This is a genomic window from Micromonospora zhanjiangensis, assembly GCF_042650605.1.
In the GTDB taxonomy this organism is placed as follows: domain Bacteria; phylum Actinomycetota; class Actinomycetes; order Mycobacteriales; family Micromonosporaceae; genus Micromonospora_J; species Micromonospora_J zhanjiangensis.
This window is the reverse complement of sequence record NZ_JBHSBN010000009.1, coordinates 35,614-50,172: the sequence shown is the minus strand read 5'-3', so window position 1 is coordinate 50,172 and position 14,559 is coordinate 35,614. Positions and strand designations below refer to the sequence as shown.

The window sequence follows — 14,559 nt, the reverse complement described above, 5'->3', positions numbered from 1 at the left end:
CACCGTCCGCCCGAGCATCGGCGCATGCCCGTCGAGCAGCACCTCTTCGTCATTTTCCTCGCTACCACCCTGGTCGCGATGATCAGCCCAGGCCCCGACATGCTGTTCGTCCTCGGCTGCGGGATACGCGGCGGCGCGCGGGCCGGGCTGCTGGCAACCGCAGGAGTCGCGACCAGCGAGATCGTCCACATCACCCTCGCGGCCGCCGGCCTGTCCGCGTTCTTCGCCGCCGCACCGACCGCGTTCACCGCGCTGCGCCTGGCAGGCGCCGGCTACCTCGTCTACCTCGGCGTCCAGGCCATCCGCCACCGCGGCGAGCAGCACGTCCAGCCCGCCGCCGCGAGCGGGGTCTCCAGCCGGCAGGCGTATCTTCGCGGGCTGCTGACCAATCTGGTGAACCCGAAAATGGTCACCTTCACGATCGCGTTCCTACCCCAGTTCGTCGACCCCCGACTCTGCCACGTCTGGCTGCAGTTCCTGATCCTCGGCGCGGTCTTCGTCGGGCTCGAGTTCCTGGTCGACGGCACCGTGGGCGTTCTCGCCGGGCGGATCGGCGACTGGCTCGGCCGCCGCCGAGCCGCACGCCGCCGCCTCGACATGGCGACCGGCGGGGTGTTCATCGGCTTGGGCGTGCGCCTCGCCGTCGAACGCCCGTAGCACGAGCAAGCCGCTCAGCCGGCCACCACCCGGGCCGCCGTGAACACCTCCGCCGGCAGCGGGGTCGCCAGCTCCCACAGGATCCGCATCGGCCGGTCACCGGTGTGCGACAGGTACCGCATCGGCCCCGCGTACAGGTAGGGCGGCACGCCCAGGACGCCGTCGGGCACCTTGGTCTCCCGGACGAACAGGTGCACCGTCGAGCCCAACTCCGCGTGGCGCACGTACCGCTGCCCGGTCGGGGACGCGGTCGAGGTGGTGCTCTGCGACTCCCACTGGAAAACCGTCTCGGTGACGGCCCGGTCGGCGTACATCGTGGTGGGGGAGTAGTGGTGCGACGCCTTGACCAGGGTGACGAAGAACAGGTCCGCCCGCTCGTCGGGCAGCCACTTCACGCCCTCGCGCAGTGACGCCGGGTTGGCCATGCCGAACGCGGCGCACGCCTCGTTGCGGCTGTAGCGGGCGTGCACCCGCAACGGCACCCGCCCGACCGGCGGCCCGGTCACCCGGTGGATCCGCTCCCGCAGCACCGCGACGAGCTGCCGCAACTCGTCACACCGGGCCACGTCGGCGCGCAACCTGGCCAGCCGCGCGTCCCGCTCGGCCAGCGGCGCCGACCCGCCGAACAGCGAGAAATACACCATGTCCACCAGCCGCTCCCCGGCCGCCCCGCCGACGCCGCCCCGCTCACCGTCCCCACCGGCCAGTCCGGCCGCGTCCGACCCACGACCACCACCGGGTACGCCGCCGGCGCCGCCGAGTACACCGCCGGTCGGACCGCCGCCGGGTGCGTCGGCCTGGGCGCCGGCCACGAGCCGGGCCAGCAGATCGAGCCGGTCCGGGTCGTCCAGGTGCAGCATCCTCCCGTACGCGCGGGAAAGCTCGCGGTCACGCGGGCCCGGCACCGACGGGTCGAGGCCGGCGTGGCGGCGCAGGCCGGTCCAACCGCCGACGGAGCCGGCGCGGTACAGGTCCTCGACCTCCAGGCCGGTCTCGGCGAGGAAGGCCGCCAGGCCGACGTCGCCGAGCTGCCGCAGCTCGGCGGCCCAGTTCCGCGGCCCGGACGGTACGGCGGACCGCAGGTTGGTCAGCACCACCTCCTTGGCGACCCGGTCGAGCTGGACGTGGCAGCCGCTGGGCAGGGTGGGGAAGTCGTCCTTCATGGCGTCGATCAACGGCTGCCGACGCAGCCCGGTCAACGCCCGCCAGCGCCGGTCGAAGCGGAACCGGGCATGCTGCCCGCCGATGAAGTCGAGCACCGTCAGGTACGCCTTGCCCTCGTCCAGGCGCAGGCCGCGGCCGAGCTGCTGGAGGAAGATGGTGGCGCTCTCGGTGGGGCGCAGCAACAGGATGGTGTCCACCATCGGCAGGTCGACGCCCTCGTTGAACAGGTCCACGGTGAACAGGATCCGCAGCTCACCCGCCCGGAAACGCTTGAGCAGGGCGTCGCGGGTCGCCGGGCCAGTGTCCGAGGTCATCGCCGCCGCCGGTACGCCGGCCCGCTCGAACCAGCGGGTCATGAACTCGGCGTGCTGGATGCTGACGCAGAAGCCGAGCGCCCGCATCCGGCCCAGGGCGACGATGTCCTTTACTGCTTGGAGGATCAGCCGGGCGCGGGCGTCGTTGCCGGTGTAGAGCGCGTCCAGTTGGGCCGGCTCGTAGCCCTGGCCGCGCTTCCAGCGCAGCGTCGACAGGTCGGTGTTGTCGTGCAGGCCGAAATACTGGAACGGCGCGAGCAACTGCCGGTCCAGGGCGTCCCAGACGTGCAACTCCACGGCGGCACGCCCGTCGAACCAGCCGCGGATGTTCGCCCCGTCGGCCCGGTCCGGGGTGGCGGTCAGCCCGAGCAGCACCTTCGGCCGCAGCCGGTCCAGCAGCCGGCGGTAGCTGGGTGCGGCGGCATGGTGGAACTCGTCCACGATCACCATGTCGAAGGCGTCCGGGATTAGTTCGTCCTCGGCCAGCCGGTCCAGCGACTGGATCGAGGCGAACACGTGCCGGCCCTGCTGGGGTCGGCTACCGGCCACCAGCGTCTCGCCGAAACTGCCGTCGCGCAGCACGTTCCGGAACACCGACCGGCTCTGCTCCAGGATCTCCCGCCGATGCGCCACGAACAGCAACGAGTCGACCGGCTTCGGGCCGTCGGCGCGCAGCCGGCGGTAGTCCAACGCCGCCACCACCGTCTTGCCGGTGCCGGTCGCCATCACCACCAGGTTCCGGTGCCGGCCGTGCACCAGCCGCTCGGCGGCCAGGTCGTCCAGGATCGTCTGCTGATACGGGTACGGCCGCACGTCCAGCCCGGAGATCCGGATGCTCTGGTCCTCGGCCCGGCGCCCGCCCTCCGTCCAGCGGGCAGCCTGCAACGCCCTCGCCAACTGGTCGGCGTCCCGGTCCGGGCGGTACTCCTCGAAACCCGGGTCGTTCCAGTAGTCGTCGAAGGTGCCCGCGAAGGTGGTGATGACGTGCGGCTGCTCCAGCTCGGAGACCCGTACGTTCCACTCCAGGCCGTCGACCAGCGCGGCCCGGGACAGGTTCGAGGAGCCGACGTACGCGGTGGAGGTGCCGTTGGTGCGACGGAACAGCCAGGCTTTGGCGTGCAGGCGAGTGGTCCTGGTCTCGTACGAGATTTTGATGTCGGCGCCGAGCTCGGCGAGCCGGTCCAGGGCTCGTTGGTCGGTGGCGCCGAGGTAGGTGGTGGTGATGATCCTCAGCCGGCCGCCTCGTTCGATGAGGTCTCTGATCGGGGCCTGGACCTGGAGGAGGCCGCCCCACTTGATGAAGGCGCAGAGCAGGTCGACGTGGTGAGCGGAGGCGAGCTCGGTGGCTACCTCGTGGCCGATGCGGGGTTGGCGTTGGCCGTTGACGAGGAGGGCTCCGGTGTGGAGTGGGGTGGCTGGTCGTGGCGGAAAGGTGACCTGGGCGGGTGGGGTGGGGCGGTCGACGATGGCGGCGAGGAAATGTTCGGGGTCTTCGATGTGGTCGTCGGTGCTTACGGCTTGGGGGTGAAGGGCCGCGATGCGGTCGGCGATCTGGTTGGCGAGGGCGGCTTGCGCTCGGAGGCGCTCCTTGTCGGAGCTTCCGGGTACGGCTCGGAGGGCGCGCTTGGCGAGGGTGGCGATGTGGCGGGAGAGGAGGTCGTCGGCTTCGGCCGGGTCGAGCCTGCTCTTGTCGACTAGATCGGCATCGACGAGGCGTAGCCGGTTGGTCAACTCCCCAGTGATCAGATGCTCATAGACACCCCGCTCAAGATCCGTCATCCGAAGAGATTAACCAGCCGACGAGGCGCTCGTCGGCCGACAACCCGGCATCACTCGGCGGCTGATCGGATCTGGCTGCCCTACGAAAGGTCGACCGGTAGTGAAAATCCTTGTACGAGCACTTAAGTTATTACATGTCCACGATGGATCGCCGCAGCCAACCTTAGGTCTTGCTGCACTGGAACGGCGCACTGTATCGATAGGAGACCACCATCAGCATCAACGTCGACATCCTGCGTCTCTCGAAGCCGCAGGATTCCAGCACCTACCTGGCCATTAGGACCGTCCAAGGAGGTCGTAAGGTCTACAGTACTCGTGTCCCCTTGGCCGACCTCTCGACGATCTTGCCAGTCCCCGACCCGAACAACGTGGATAAGGACAACCGTAAGGTCGACCGTCTTCACGCCAAGCAGTTCGGCCAATACCTAGACAGTAAGCAAGACTGGGTCGCTCCTGCACTCCTGGCCCGCGACAGCGGCGGCTGCGTGTTCGAGAAGATCGATGAGCATGGAGCAGTCGGCTATCTGACGGTCCCCTGGGCAATCGGCGGGATCTCTGCTATGCGCACAATCGATGGCCAGCATCGGGTGCTCGGCGTGGCGATCGAGAAGCAGCGCATCACAGACGCGATCGCAGCGGTCGATCGAGAGACCGCGCGGAAGGTTAGTCCTGAAAAGGAGGCGAAATTACGAGCCGAACGTGACAAGCTTATCGGACAGATGAACCGCCTAAAAAACGAGTATGTCGGTCTGGACATCTATGTGGAACCAGACCCAATCAAGGCGCAGCAGATGTTCGTGGACGTCGCAGATAACGCCAAGGGTATTAGCAGTGCCGTTCGCGCTCGGTTTGACAGCTACAAGGTCGCGAACCGTACCTTGTCCGACGTTATCGACCACCCGTTGCTCAAGGGTCGGGTCGACGCTGAGCAAGACCGTATGACCCTAAAGAATCCCAACCTCATGGGCGCCAAGCACGTTGCCGATATCACTCGAGCCGTTATTGCCGGGGCGGGCGGGCGAATCAGCAAAAAGGCTGAACAGACCCTGACGGATGGCGAGGTGATCGAGCAAGTTAAAGACTTCCTTGACGTGATTTCCAACGCATTCAGTGGCCTCGCTGCTGTCACCGAAGAGGAGGTTGAGGACCGCAAGCCGGGAGAACTCACAAAGGCTCAGGAATTGCGACGTACGTCATTGCTCGGCTCGGTGGGAATGCTTCGAGTCCTCGGCGGCACGTTCCACGAGTTGCGGAAGGGCGACAATCCGGTAGAACTTGGTGACATCACCGAGTTCTTCAAGCGTCTTGACCCCCACATGGCCGCTCCGGTTGCTGAAAACAGTATCTGGCGAACGGACGACGGGGCTGGTAAGGACTTCGAACCCGAAGCGTCCGCGCCCATCATGCGTCAGCAGAACATTGTGCACCTCGTAAGCGTTATTACAGGTTGGTACAAGAGGGCGCCGCTTGGTTTGTAGTTCAGGACCATCTGCGAATATGTACCTTTCATAGAGCTGAGGTTGAAGTATTTTGATTGACGGTCCGCCATCAGAAAGATATTTGCAACAGTGCAACGTAGGGGCGTTTCTCGAAGTATCCGTACCTGTGGATGTCGCGTTCGTTAAGGAGCGCCTTGGCGTCAGTGATTCCCAATTCACTGGCAGGGATCTGGATGCAGGGCTTCGGGTAGCACTAACACATGAATCGTATCTATACGAACACCCGGCTGAAGCTCCCTTCCTGACATCAAGTGTATTAAAGGCTATCGAAACATTAGGGGGAAGTTGGCTCTCCCGGGAAATCGCTATCCACTACTATCGTCATCAGAGGCACAACAGGCCGGGAAGCTTGAGTAGCATCGTGGCGAATGGACGCGCCTGGTTGGGGCCTTGGTCTAGAACCTTGGAGTGGCTGCCTCACGCTGCCCGGTTTGGGCGGTCCCTGAGCGTCGACGATTTGCCCCGAAGCGTTACCATGCGAATCACTCTCCAGATAATTGGCCTTTTCTGCCTTTTGGGCGATGACAAATCAGCGCGGAGAATCGTTACGCCATTCTTGAGGGATGTCGGAAGCAAGGAAGCCTCCCAAATTTTTGATCCGATAACACTGCTAGAGGCGGAACTCCGCCGAGAAGGGCGTATTGACAAATGGGTTATAGACGGATCGGGGCCGGATCACCAGAGACTATTCGAGGCACAGGTCAGTGATCAGTGCGGCCGAGCTGCACGAGGAACAGGGAAAAGTAAGAAGGCTGCGAAAAATGCTGCCGCCGCCCAGTTCCTGGAGGCTCACTTCAAGGAGGCCCTTAAACGCGCGAGGAACAAAGGTGGACCCGACCCAGAGCCGCCGCGGGTTCCCACGGGAATCCCTCATTCTGTAACGGAGGGCCACCGTGCCGTCATTGCAGAGCTTGGCAGAAAGTTCCATCTGACGGCCCCTCAACTACCGTTGATCAGCCAGGCATTCATGCATCCTTCTTGGACGTACGAGCATGCCGTAGATGTCGAGAGACGTCTACAGCAAGATAACCAAGTGCTGGGACTGATTGGTAGTCATGTACTACATTATGAACACGCGCTAGTCGCGGCCCACGAGGCTGTGATATCCCCGCCCAACGCTTTTGCGCTTCAGGCAATGCTTAAGGAAACCTACGCAAGGGCCCTTCTCGATTCTGATCTTGGTCCCGGCCTGTTATTAGGCGCAGGGCAGCGCAATTCAATCGAGATCGAGATCGCCGCGAACGCCTTCCAGGCGGTCATGGGAGCAATCTTTCTTTCGAGTTGGCCCCTGCGGTCCCTTCTTGATCGATGGCCGGCAGAGTGGCGCGCAATCGCTCTACTCATCGCACCTCCGCGGGCTCGTCCGAAGGATCCAACGACGCGACTACAGGAGTTAGCTGTAGCCGCAGGGCTTGATTGGGATTTCTCTTTCTCAGAGCATGGGCCCGATCACGATCGTCGCTATGTGGCTCTACTAACCCTTAAGAGTAAGCAATTAAGGCGCCGGGTGACAATACAGAGCGATCCAACTCGAGGGCGAACGCCAGCAAAGCATAATGCGTCGCAACGTGTATTAGAATGTGCGAATCATTTGGCCGACCCAGAGGAAACCCTTGCATTGTCTTCGAGGCGGTCACCTCGTGGAGACAAGTATGTGGTCTCGAAATTCCTAGTCGAGCATTTAGCTGTGGTCGCGGTTGAGTTGCCCGAAAAGGCGCGAGCATGGCGACGCCATAACCTGTTTGGCGTACATCTATCCAAACGACCACGCGAGCTCATTAGTTGGTCGCATGGCGTCGATCAGCTAATATCTTATAATGAGATAGCAAAGGTTGAGCCTGAAAGGCTGGCACATTTTTTTCGGACGGCACTTGAAATTGACATCGATGCACAAGAACACCTTAGAGACGAACTAACACAACTGCTAACTTGGGTCTCGGACCTGGAGGATCCGGGCCTGATTGACGATCGCCGCGTTTCTCGGCTGGTCCATTTAGCAAACGCGTATCGAACCCTCGGGCAGGATCAGGAAGGTGGGGTGTTATCTGACGTTCTTAGCGATTTGACGGTCCTCTGCCGCGGCCGGCTCGCGACCATTAAAGATCCGCCTCTTCTTACAATGACCGGACCCGAAATAGTACTGGTCGAAGCCTTAGTAAAGGAATTGACTAGTGAAGGCCAATTTTTACAGGCACGCTTCGGGCAACATGATGAAATGATTCTTGGTCCTGTGGAGGTTCCAGAAGACGAAGTTCGGTTTTTGATTCGTATTTGGGGCGAACTTTGTTATCGCATTCGAGTGCATGTGCGAAATGATTCCGTTGTGGTAACGCTTCCAGCATCAGTAAACGGGGTCCGTGGACTAATATTCAAGGCGGTTGAACAGGCTCTTCAGCCCTTGCCGTCCACTTTAAACGCTGCTATCGCAAATCTGCTTCACGACTTGAAAAATCAAGTGGTAGCTGCCCGCCATGCGGCGATGACGCGGGGTGGCGGTCGGACAATAGAGCTGGAGCGCAAAGCGATCGCCAGTCGGCATCTCGATCAGGCATCCTCCCTCGCCCAACGCATCCGCGCCGCGACATCCCTCCTTGCTCCATCGAGCAGCCACGCGGGGACACGCTTGTCCGAATTTCTTCGCAGGTATTTGTCCATGAAATTGCTCCAGCTCCCCCCCAACATCTCATTCGTTCCGCCTCGCAATATGGAGGATGCGGTAGTTAGTTTAGATGAACCATCCCTGCTTGCCCTACTAGAAAATCTTGTAAAGAACGCTGTCGAGGCAATGCCGGGGGGTGGCACGATCACTATCGACTGGATTCAAGACGATTCAATTGCGGTTGTAGAGGTGGCGGATGATGGGCCTGGCCTACCGCCGCAAGTCGCAGAGGAATTCTGCAAGAATAGGAGCGTCGGTAGCACAAAACTCGGAGGTAACGGGCTAGGGCTTCTCAGCGCGCAAGCTCTGCTCAACCGGGTTGGAGGCAGGCTTGACCTGGCGTCTTCACCAATAGGAACCCGATGGCATTTGACCATGCCATTACTCGATCCTTCACGCCAGGAGTCACAGTGAATTCTATTCTGCATGAGGCCCGTATCCTGGTTGCTGACGACCAAAATGATGTAGCACGAACTCTCTCTGAGCCGTTACGGCTACGTGGCGCGTCAGTTGTTCACGTGACTGATGGAGCGCAGGCGCTGAAAGAAGTTCGCCGTGGCGGTTATGACCTTGCGCTTCTTGACATGAAGATGCCGCCAGGTGACTGGGGGGGTCTATGGTTGATGCAAGAATTGAACGATGCCGGGTGGAGACTCCCTGTCGTGGTCTTGTCAGGTGAAGGAGGAAAACGGCAGACAGTCCAGGCGATGAGGCTTGGTGCTGTCGACTGGGTAGACAAGGGCGACGCCTTTTCGGAGCTCGAAGAGCGATGCTCATTGGTCCTGAAGCAGAGCCAGGAAGGTGCTTTGGCTGCTTTGGCGGCAACTGGCCCGAGTCTACTTGCGCATGCCTTTGGCCGTTACCAGGTCACGGGCGATCCGTACCAACAGGCAAGTGAAGGTATGCGGGCGGTTGAAGAGACACTGCGCTTCGCTGCTCTGGTGGGCCTCGCTAGCCAGAGCCCCGAGCAAGCTGGTCCACTTCGGGGAGTTACGCGAGAACAGCTTGCGCGGCCGAGCTTCGGGACCTGGAATGCGGTATTGAGCTCATTATCTCAGGCTGCCGATCCGGGTTCTGCATTCGCTACACTTAGCAATGCAATAGCGCCAGACAAGAGTACTAAAAAATTTCTGCACGGTGTAATAAAAATGCGAAACGATATTGCCCACGGAGGTCGGGAAACTACTGACAAGGAGCGGAGCGAATTGGACAGATTTCTCCGCGCATGTGCGCATCGAATATACGCTGGGTGGCCGTGGCGTGTCGAAGTCACAAGATCGATGAGCTTTGACGGAGATTCGTTTACGGTGGAGACTCTCCGTTTCTCCGGCCTTGGGCGTCCGCAGCGCTCGGCATTTATGGCGAGGATGCCGCCAAAAACTGGCAGTGTTGTCTTGGTTGGGTCAAATGGATTCGCCACGACTCTTAATCCCTGGTTTGAAAATGATGGAGAAGTCATTCTTTGTTTCGATGTCGTAGAGCAGGTGCGACGTGATAGTACCGATTCGAAAGTGCGCGTACTTTTCTCTGATCCCATGAATCGTCGGCGTGGGATCGACGTAGGTCGAGACGGATCGACGTGGGAGAAAATGGCTACGTGGGTGCGCTCTTCGGGAGGCTGAGTATCTCGGGGTGCAGGCGGGCTTCCCGCGGTTAGCTCGCTAGTAGTAGAGGCGGATCTGCGCGTACCGTTTGGCGGACGACGCAATGATCGCGACCGGTGAGAGACCGTCGGTACTTTACCCAACGGCAGTCCGGTCCCGATGCTTATGGTCAAGTTATTTTGGTGGCGCCCGTGCGAATGTCACAAAGCTCGGGTGTTCGTTCAAAGGAACGATCCGACAGTGGACTTCGCGTAGCGGTGCGGATTGCCCTTAATTCAGAAATTGGCCTCGCGTCTTCGCGCTGAGTCTCTGGCACGACCCGCCGTGACTCCTGCGACGCCTTGGCTGGCTCGAATAAGGTGGAGCATCAGATTTTTGCAGCCGTGCTGTCAAAGTTGTTGAGAAACTCTCGAACAGTCGGTGTAGCTCGAGCTGACCCTCCCAGGTCAGATCGGAGCTTGATGAGCATTCGGCTCATCCGCCTGGAGTTCACCTCGGCAGCGGCAGGGAGAACAGCTAGGGCGGTACTCGCGGCCCCGTCCTTATCACCTTCTTGCTTGAGGGCGTCCGCAAGGTCGAGGGTGTACATGACGTGGTTACGCCGGTGGGCGTCGGATGGATTGGCCGTGACCGAGCGGAAGAAGCCGGCTGCGCGGTCGGGCCTTCCGAGCGTCAGGTAGGACAAGCCCTGGATCCCGTCCATCTCCTGCTCGGTCAGGAACTGGATGAAGGCCGGATCGTCCTCATGGGTGCCGCGCTCGAAGTCTCGCTGGGCCTTCAACATCTCGCTGTTGTAGCCGGTCAGGTCATGGAAGTAGGCGTACGCGTGGGCCGCTCGCAGATGCAGGAGGGTGGTCAGTCGGGGCGTGGCCCACCCAGCGGCGATCCGAAGGGCCGCCTCCGCGGCTTGCAGCGCCTCACCTGGCCGATCCTCCCGAGTCAGCAGCGCGAGGCAGGCCAGGGCGCGTACCTCCTCCCGCGGGTCGTTGATCATGCGGGTACGACCGATCGCATCGTTGAGGTAGGGCCTGGCTTCGGACCGACGCTCGGCGTCTATCGCGAGCCACGCGACCTGGTTAGCGAGGTCCGCCAAGGCATTCTGCAGCGCGTCACCCACGGCCCGGCTGTACGAGGCTCGGCCGACCCAGGCCGAGAGCCGGGCGTGCACCTGGATGGCGAGGTCGCAGAGTCCGTCCGCGCCGGCTGCGGCGTCTGCCCGGCGGAACTCCTCCGCGAGCGAGCTGGCGAACCGCACCTGCTCCATGCCGATGTTCCGAGGGATGTCGGCCTGCATGGCGAACAGGTCGAACGGCACAGTGGCACCCACGCCCGCGAGGGCGGCCAGTTTCGTGAAGCGTCGTCGGTCCGTGACGTCACCTCCCTGAGATGCGGCCTCCATGTTATCGGCAAAGGTAGATCCACCCTCGATCTCGGTGATGCTGAAGTGTGGAGCAGCGGCTTGGCCCTGGCGGTGGTGCACTGTCGGCGGCTCGTTCGTGGAGGCTGAGCTGGCGTTCTCGTCTGGGAGCTTGAACCACAGGAGTTCGGCCGGGACGTTGATGAGCTGCGCCCAGTGCATCAGCCGGTCCAGGTGCACCATGGCCGGCCCGTTCTCGACTCGGCTGAGTTGAGCCTGGGTGATGCCGAGCCAGCTGGCGACCGCGCGTTGGGGGAGCGGGTCGCGGCCGTGGTACGGGTGACAGCGGTAGGCGCGGATCACCCGCCCGAGGTGGCGTTCGCTCAGCGCCTGCCGTACCGGTTCGTGTTCCCAGAAGCTCGCTGGCACGGTCGGCGGCGCGACGAGCCGGTCCCGTTCGGCCGCCTGGCAGGCGGCGCAGCGCCCACTGTCGTTGTCACGGGCCAGCCGCCCACCACAACGCGGGCAGTTCGCGGCCCTTACCGGCAACCTCGCCATCCCCAGTCGCTCCGTCCATAGCGCCTCATCGAACCTACCCATTGAATCCGCTCCGCAAGCGAACGGTATACGTAGCGCGTATATCGAGCACGTCAACACCGACGCTTCAAACCGCCCTATTCCGACGGCGTCCACTGGTAATGCGTCGACGTGGTGATCTCGTGGAAGCCGCACCGGCGCAGGATGGGCGCACTGGCCGGGGACGCGTCGACGTGCAGCAGCCGGAAGCCACGGGCAACCGCCTCCCGGCCCGGGTGGCGATCATGGCGCGATAGAGGCCGCGTCCCCGCCACTGCGGCAGGGTCGCCCCGCCGAGCAGCGCGACGAACTCCGTACCCGGGTGGTAGACCGCGAGGGCGGCGCAGACCAGCCGGTCGCCGGCCTCGGCGACCAGGACGGTGATCTGGTCGGGGTCGGCCGACACTCGGGCGAGGAGGTAGGCCGCGACCCAGGAGCAGTCGGACCCCAACACCTCGGTCTGCAGGTCCGCGACGCGGCGCAGGTCCTCGGCCTCGCCGGCCCGCCGCAGCGCGACGCCGTCGGGCAGGACCGGTTCGGCGGCCACCTGCTCGGCGACGCCGATCAGCACCGTTGACGGCTCTTCCGGTACGAAGCCGGCCGCGACCAGGCGCGCGGGCAGCTCCGTGGGCAGGTCGTGGGCCCGCAGTTTCCACTCGACGCCCTCGCCACGGGCCTGGAAGTAGTCCCGCTGGCGGGCGATCAGGCGGTCGAGGTCGGCGCCGGTGACGCCGACGTCGCGCGGGGCCCGGATCCGTCCCACGTGCTCGCCGACGATCCGGACGAGCGGACCGTCGTACTCGTGGGTCACGCCGGTCGGGACGGTGCCGGGCGGCATCCGCATCCGCGCGTCGTACGCGGCCAGGAGAGCGTCGGTGTCCACCATGGCCCCCATGGTGCCCGCGGTCACGAGGCGTCGGGGGCGGTCCCTCGGGGTTCGGTGCCGTGGTCCTCGTCCAGGGCCGAGGCCCAGGCTTGGGACCAGCGGACGAGTGGGCGCAATGCCTGGCGGGCGTCGTGGCCCAGGTCGGTGAGCGCGTAGGTGGTGTCCGGCTGCTGGGCGACGAGCCGGGCGTCGACGAGTTCGGTCAGTCGTTGCCGCAGGACGCTGGAGGACATGTTGTCGCAGCGCTGCTGCAAGGCGCGGAACCCGACCGGGCCGTGCTGCAGCTCCCAGACGATGCGCAGGTTCCACCGGCGGCCGAACAGGTCGAGGGCGGCCATCAGGGGCCGCCCGGTGCTCGATCCGCGTACCGGCGAGCCTGGCCTGGGTGCTGTCATCGCCTGAGCCGCCCCTCTTGATGCTTCGATATCCGATACGGTACCGTCCCGTGCAGCGCTTCGATTTTCGAAGCGACAGGGGTGCCGCCCGGCCCGCGATCACCGGTGTCGGCTCGCTGACGCACCGCGCGCCGGCCATGGATCTGAGCACGCCACTGAGCATCGATCGATTTTGAGGAGGTTCCGTGGCCAAGGGCTACTGGGTCAGCGTCTACCGCACCATTTCGGACCCGGAGAAGCTGACCGCCTACAACGAACTGGCCCGTTCAGCCGTCCGGGCCGCGAATGGACGGGTCCTCGTTCGTGGCGGTCAGGTCGCCGCATTCGACGCCGGCATCGCCGGGCGTACCGTCCTGGTCGAGTTCGACAGCTTTGAACAGGCTGTCGCGGCCCGCGAGAGCGCGGCCTACCAGGAGGCGCTGGTCGCCCTCTCCGACGGCGTCGAGCGCGACTTCCGCATCGTCGAAGGCATCGACTGACCGGCGACCCGGCCGGCGACCCGGCCGGCGACCCGGCCGGCATCCAACCTACTCGCGGACGTGGGCGCGGTACCACGTCGAGCGGCCGGGCCGGGGCTGCCTTTAGCTGCGGTTCCGCCCGGGACGAGCCGCCGAACTCCTCGGACTTCCGGTACGGGAACTCGCCGACCGTGCCGTCGCCCTGGCGGACCTGGACAGCGAGTGGGCGCGGGCTCTCGTACGGCTGATCGCCGACGGCGATCCGGTCCCCGCCGCGGCGTCTCCCGGGTGCGGCTCCGGTCGCTGGCTCCAGGGCCCACTGGCCGGCGCGCCCAAGATGGCGAGGTGTACGACGGCGGTCAGTAGGTGTGAACGGGCCGAAAGGTAAAGCCCTTGGCGTCAACGACGCCACGCTCCACGATGGTGGCCGCGTCGCTCTCGGTGACCTGCTCCCACCGCTGCGCGCCGAGGAACTTCATCTGGTTCTGAAGCCGTGCCCCGAGCACCGTAATGAGCAGTGCCTCGACCTCGCGGATGACGGTCTCGTCCGTGTTGGGGACCGGTTGCTCGCGCCGGTGGACCACCTTCCATCCGTCAAGACCGCCCTCAACGACATCGTCGAACGAGAACCAGCAGAAACGCGACCATGTTCCGGCCAACTTGTCCGTTCGATGGTCCTTGAGCCGTCCTCCGATCCCGCCTTGCCCACGCCCCAAACCCACGTAGACCGCGCGAAACTCGTCGAAGAGGATGTAGACGCCTCGGGCTCGCCGAAAGTCGCAAAGGCGGATGCTGCCCGAGTTGTGGTTTCGGCGGCCCAGCAACTGCCATGCACTCGGGCCCGACCCGGGGTTCCAGGCAATCCCATCTGGGTCCCAGAACATGCCGTACGCCCCGAAGAGGTGTCCGCCGCTGTTCGACATTGGACGATCGTCGCAAAGAGGGCCAGCCAAGAGAAGGGTCCTCCGCCGTCGGCTGTGACGGCTTGGCTCGATGTATGACCGAGGGGCGCCGGGTGGATCATCTGGCCAGCCGTTCGGGCAGAGCCGTTCGTCGATGACCTGGTGCTCGTTGACAGGTCGTCCTCTCCGAGATCCGTCCCGTCAAGGGGACTCGCCTGACCGCCGTGAGACGCCAACTCTCCGCGTCGGAGAGTGCACATCGAGCTGATGATCGTGAGATCAGGCTGCGGCAACATTTCGGGTGTGCGG

Annotated in this window: 11 protein-coding genes and 1 pseudogene; 7 read left to right on the top strand and 5 right to left on the bottom strand. The window is 63.7% G+C overall.

From position 1 onward, the window contains the following. Positions 1-24 precede the first annotated feature (24 nt). A complete protein-coding gene (locus ACFOX0_RS15365) occupies positions 25-657 on the top strand; it encodes a LysE family translocator (RefSeq protein ID WP_377546046.1) in 633 nt (210 codons plus the stop codon). A 14-nt stretch (positions 658-671) separates the two neighbouring features. Here ACFOX0_RS15365 and ACFOX0_RS15360 read toward each other — a convergent pair whose 3' ends face one another. Next, the gene (locus ACFOX0_RS15360; protein ID WP_377546044.1) at positions 672-3,914 is read right to left on the bottom strand and encodes a DUF3427 domain-containing protein; all 3,243 of its coding nucleotides are present in this window, start codon (positions 3,912-3,914) and stop codon (positions 672-674) included. A 212-nt stretch (positions 3,915-4,126) separates the two neighbouring features. Between ACFOX0_RS15360 and ACFOX0_RS15355 the strand changes: the two genes are divergently transcribed. The 4 genes and pseudogenes from ACFOX0_RS15355 (at position 4,127) to ACFOX0_RS15340 (ending at position 9,694) form a co-directional block, all read left to right on the top strand. Continuing rightward, the gene (locus ACFOX0_RS15355) at positions 4,127-5,392 is read left to right on the top strand and encodes a DNA sulfur modification protein DndB (protein WP_377546351.1); all 1,266 of its coding nucleotides are present in this window, start codon (positions 4,127-4,129) and stop codon (positions 5,390-5,392) included. A gap of 496 nt (positions 5,393-5,888) precedes the next feature. Then, a pseudogene (locus ACFOX0_RS15350) lies at positions 5,889-6,188 on the top strand (putative dsRNA-binding protein); the annotation flags it as partial. Between the two features lie 912 nt (positions 6,189-7,100). Then, complete coding sequence (locus ACFOX0_RS15345; protein WP_377546349.1) at positions 7,101-8,486, top strand: ATP-binding protein; 1,386 nt, start codon at positions 7,101-7,103, stop codon at positions 8,484-8,486. After that, a complete protein-coding gene (locus tag ACFOX0_RS15340) occupies positions 8,483-9,694 on the top strand; it encodes a response regulator (RefSeq protein WP_377546042.1) in 1,212 nt (403 codons plus the stop codon). Before ACFOX0_RS15345 ends, ACFOX0_RS15340 begins: the two co-directional genes overlap by 4 nt. A gap of 349 nt (positions 9,695-10,043) precedes the next feature. Here ACFOX0_RS15340 and ACFOX0_RS15335 read toward each other — a convergent pair whose 3' ends face one another. The 3 genes from ACFOX0_RS15335 to ACFOX0_RS15325 all read right to left on the bottom strand — a co-directional run bounded on the left by ACFOX0_RS15335 (position 10,044) and on the right by ACFOX0_RS15325 (position 12,833). Further along, on the bottom strand, positions 10,044-11,591 hold the full coding sequence (locus ACFOX0_RS15335; protein WP_377546040.1) for a helix-turn-helix domain-containing protein: 1,548 nt from the start codon (positions 11,589-11,591) through the stop codon (positions 10,044-10,046). A gap of 106 nt (positions 11,592-11,697) precedes the next feature. Then, positions 11,698-12,495: a GNAT family N-acetyltransferase gene (locus tag ACFOX0_RS15330; RefSeq protein ID WP_377546038.1), complete on the bottom strand. Its 798-nt coding sequence runs from the start codon at positions 12,493-12,495 to the stop codon at positions 11,698-11,700. 20 nt (positions 12,496-12,515) lie between these two features. Continuing rightward, positions 12,516-12,833, bottom strand: coding sequence for a winged helix-turn-helix transcriptional regulator (locus tag ACFOX0_RS15325; protein ID WP_377546036.1), 318 nt, complete (start codon positions 12,831-12,833; stop codon positions 12,516-12,518). Positions 12,834-12,940: 107 nt separating this feature from the next. Between ACFOX0_RS15325 and ACFOX0_RS15320 the strand changes: the two genes are divergently transcribed. Both ACFOX0_RS15320 and ACFOX0_RS15315 read left to right on the top strand, forming a co-directional pair. Further along, entirely contained in the window at positions 12,941-13,066 is a 126-nt protein-coding gene (locus tag ACFOX0_RS15320; protein ID WP_377546034.1) for a hypothetical protein, read from the top strand. 9 nt (positions 13,067-13,075) lie between these two features. Next, positions 13,076-13,369: a DUF1330 domain-containing protein gene (locus ACFOX0_RS15315; RefSeq protein ID WP_377546032.1), complete on the top strand. Its 294-nt coding sequence runs from the start codon at positions 13,076-13,078 to the stop codon at positions 13,367-13,369. Positions 13,370-13,707: 338 nt separating this feature from the next. On the opposite strand, the gene ACFOX0_RS15310 is transcribed toward ACFOX0_RS15315, so the two are convergent. Next, on the bottom strand, positions 13,708-14,271 hold the full coding sequence (locus tag ACFOX0_RS15310; protein ID WP_377546030.1) for a hypothetical protein: 564 nt from the start codon (positions 14,269-14,271) through the stop codon (positions 13,708-13,710). Positions 14,272-14,559: the final 288 nt, after the last annotated feature.

Excerpts from the sequence above, each read along its gene's own strand:
- ACFOX0_RS15365 (WP_377546046.1), top strand. The coding sequence starts at position 25 with ATGCCCGTCGAGCAGCACCTCTTCGTCATTTTCCTCGCTACCACCCTG.
- ACFOX0_RS15310 (WP_377546030.1), bottom strand. The coding sequence starts at position 14,271 with ATGTCGAACAGCGGCGGACACCTCTTCGGGGCGTACGGCATGTTCTGG.
- ACFOX0_RS15325 (WP_377546036.1), bottom strand. The coding sequence starts at position 12,833 with ATGGCCGCCCTCGACCTGTTCGGCCGCCGGTGGAACCTGCGCATCGTC.
- ACFOX0_RS15360 (WP_377546044.1), bottom strand. The coding sequence starts at position 3,914 with ATGACGGATCTTGAGCGGGGTGTCTATGAGCATCTGATCACTGGGGAG.
- ACFOX0_RS15335 (WP_377546040.1), bottom strand. The coding sequence starts at position 11,591 with ATGGCGAGGTTGCCGGTAAGGGCCGCGAACTGCCCGCGTTGTGGTGGG.
- ACFOX0_RS15330 (WP_377546038.1), bottom strand. The coding sequence starts at position 12,495 with ATGGTGGACACCGACGCTCTCCTGGCCGCGTACGACGCGCGGATGCGG.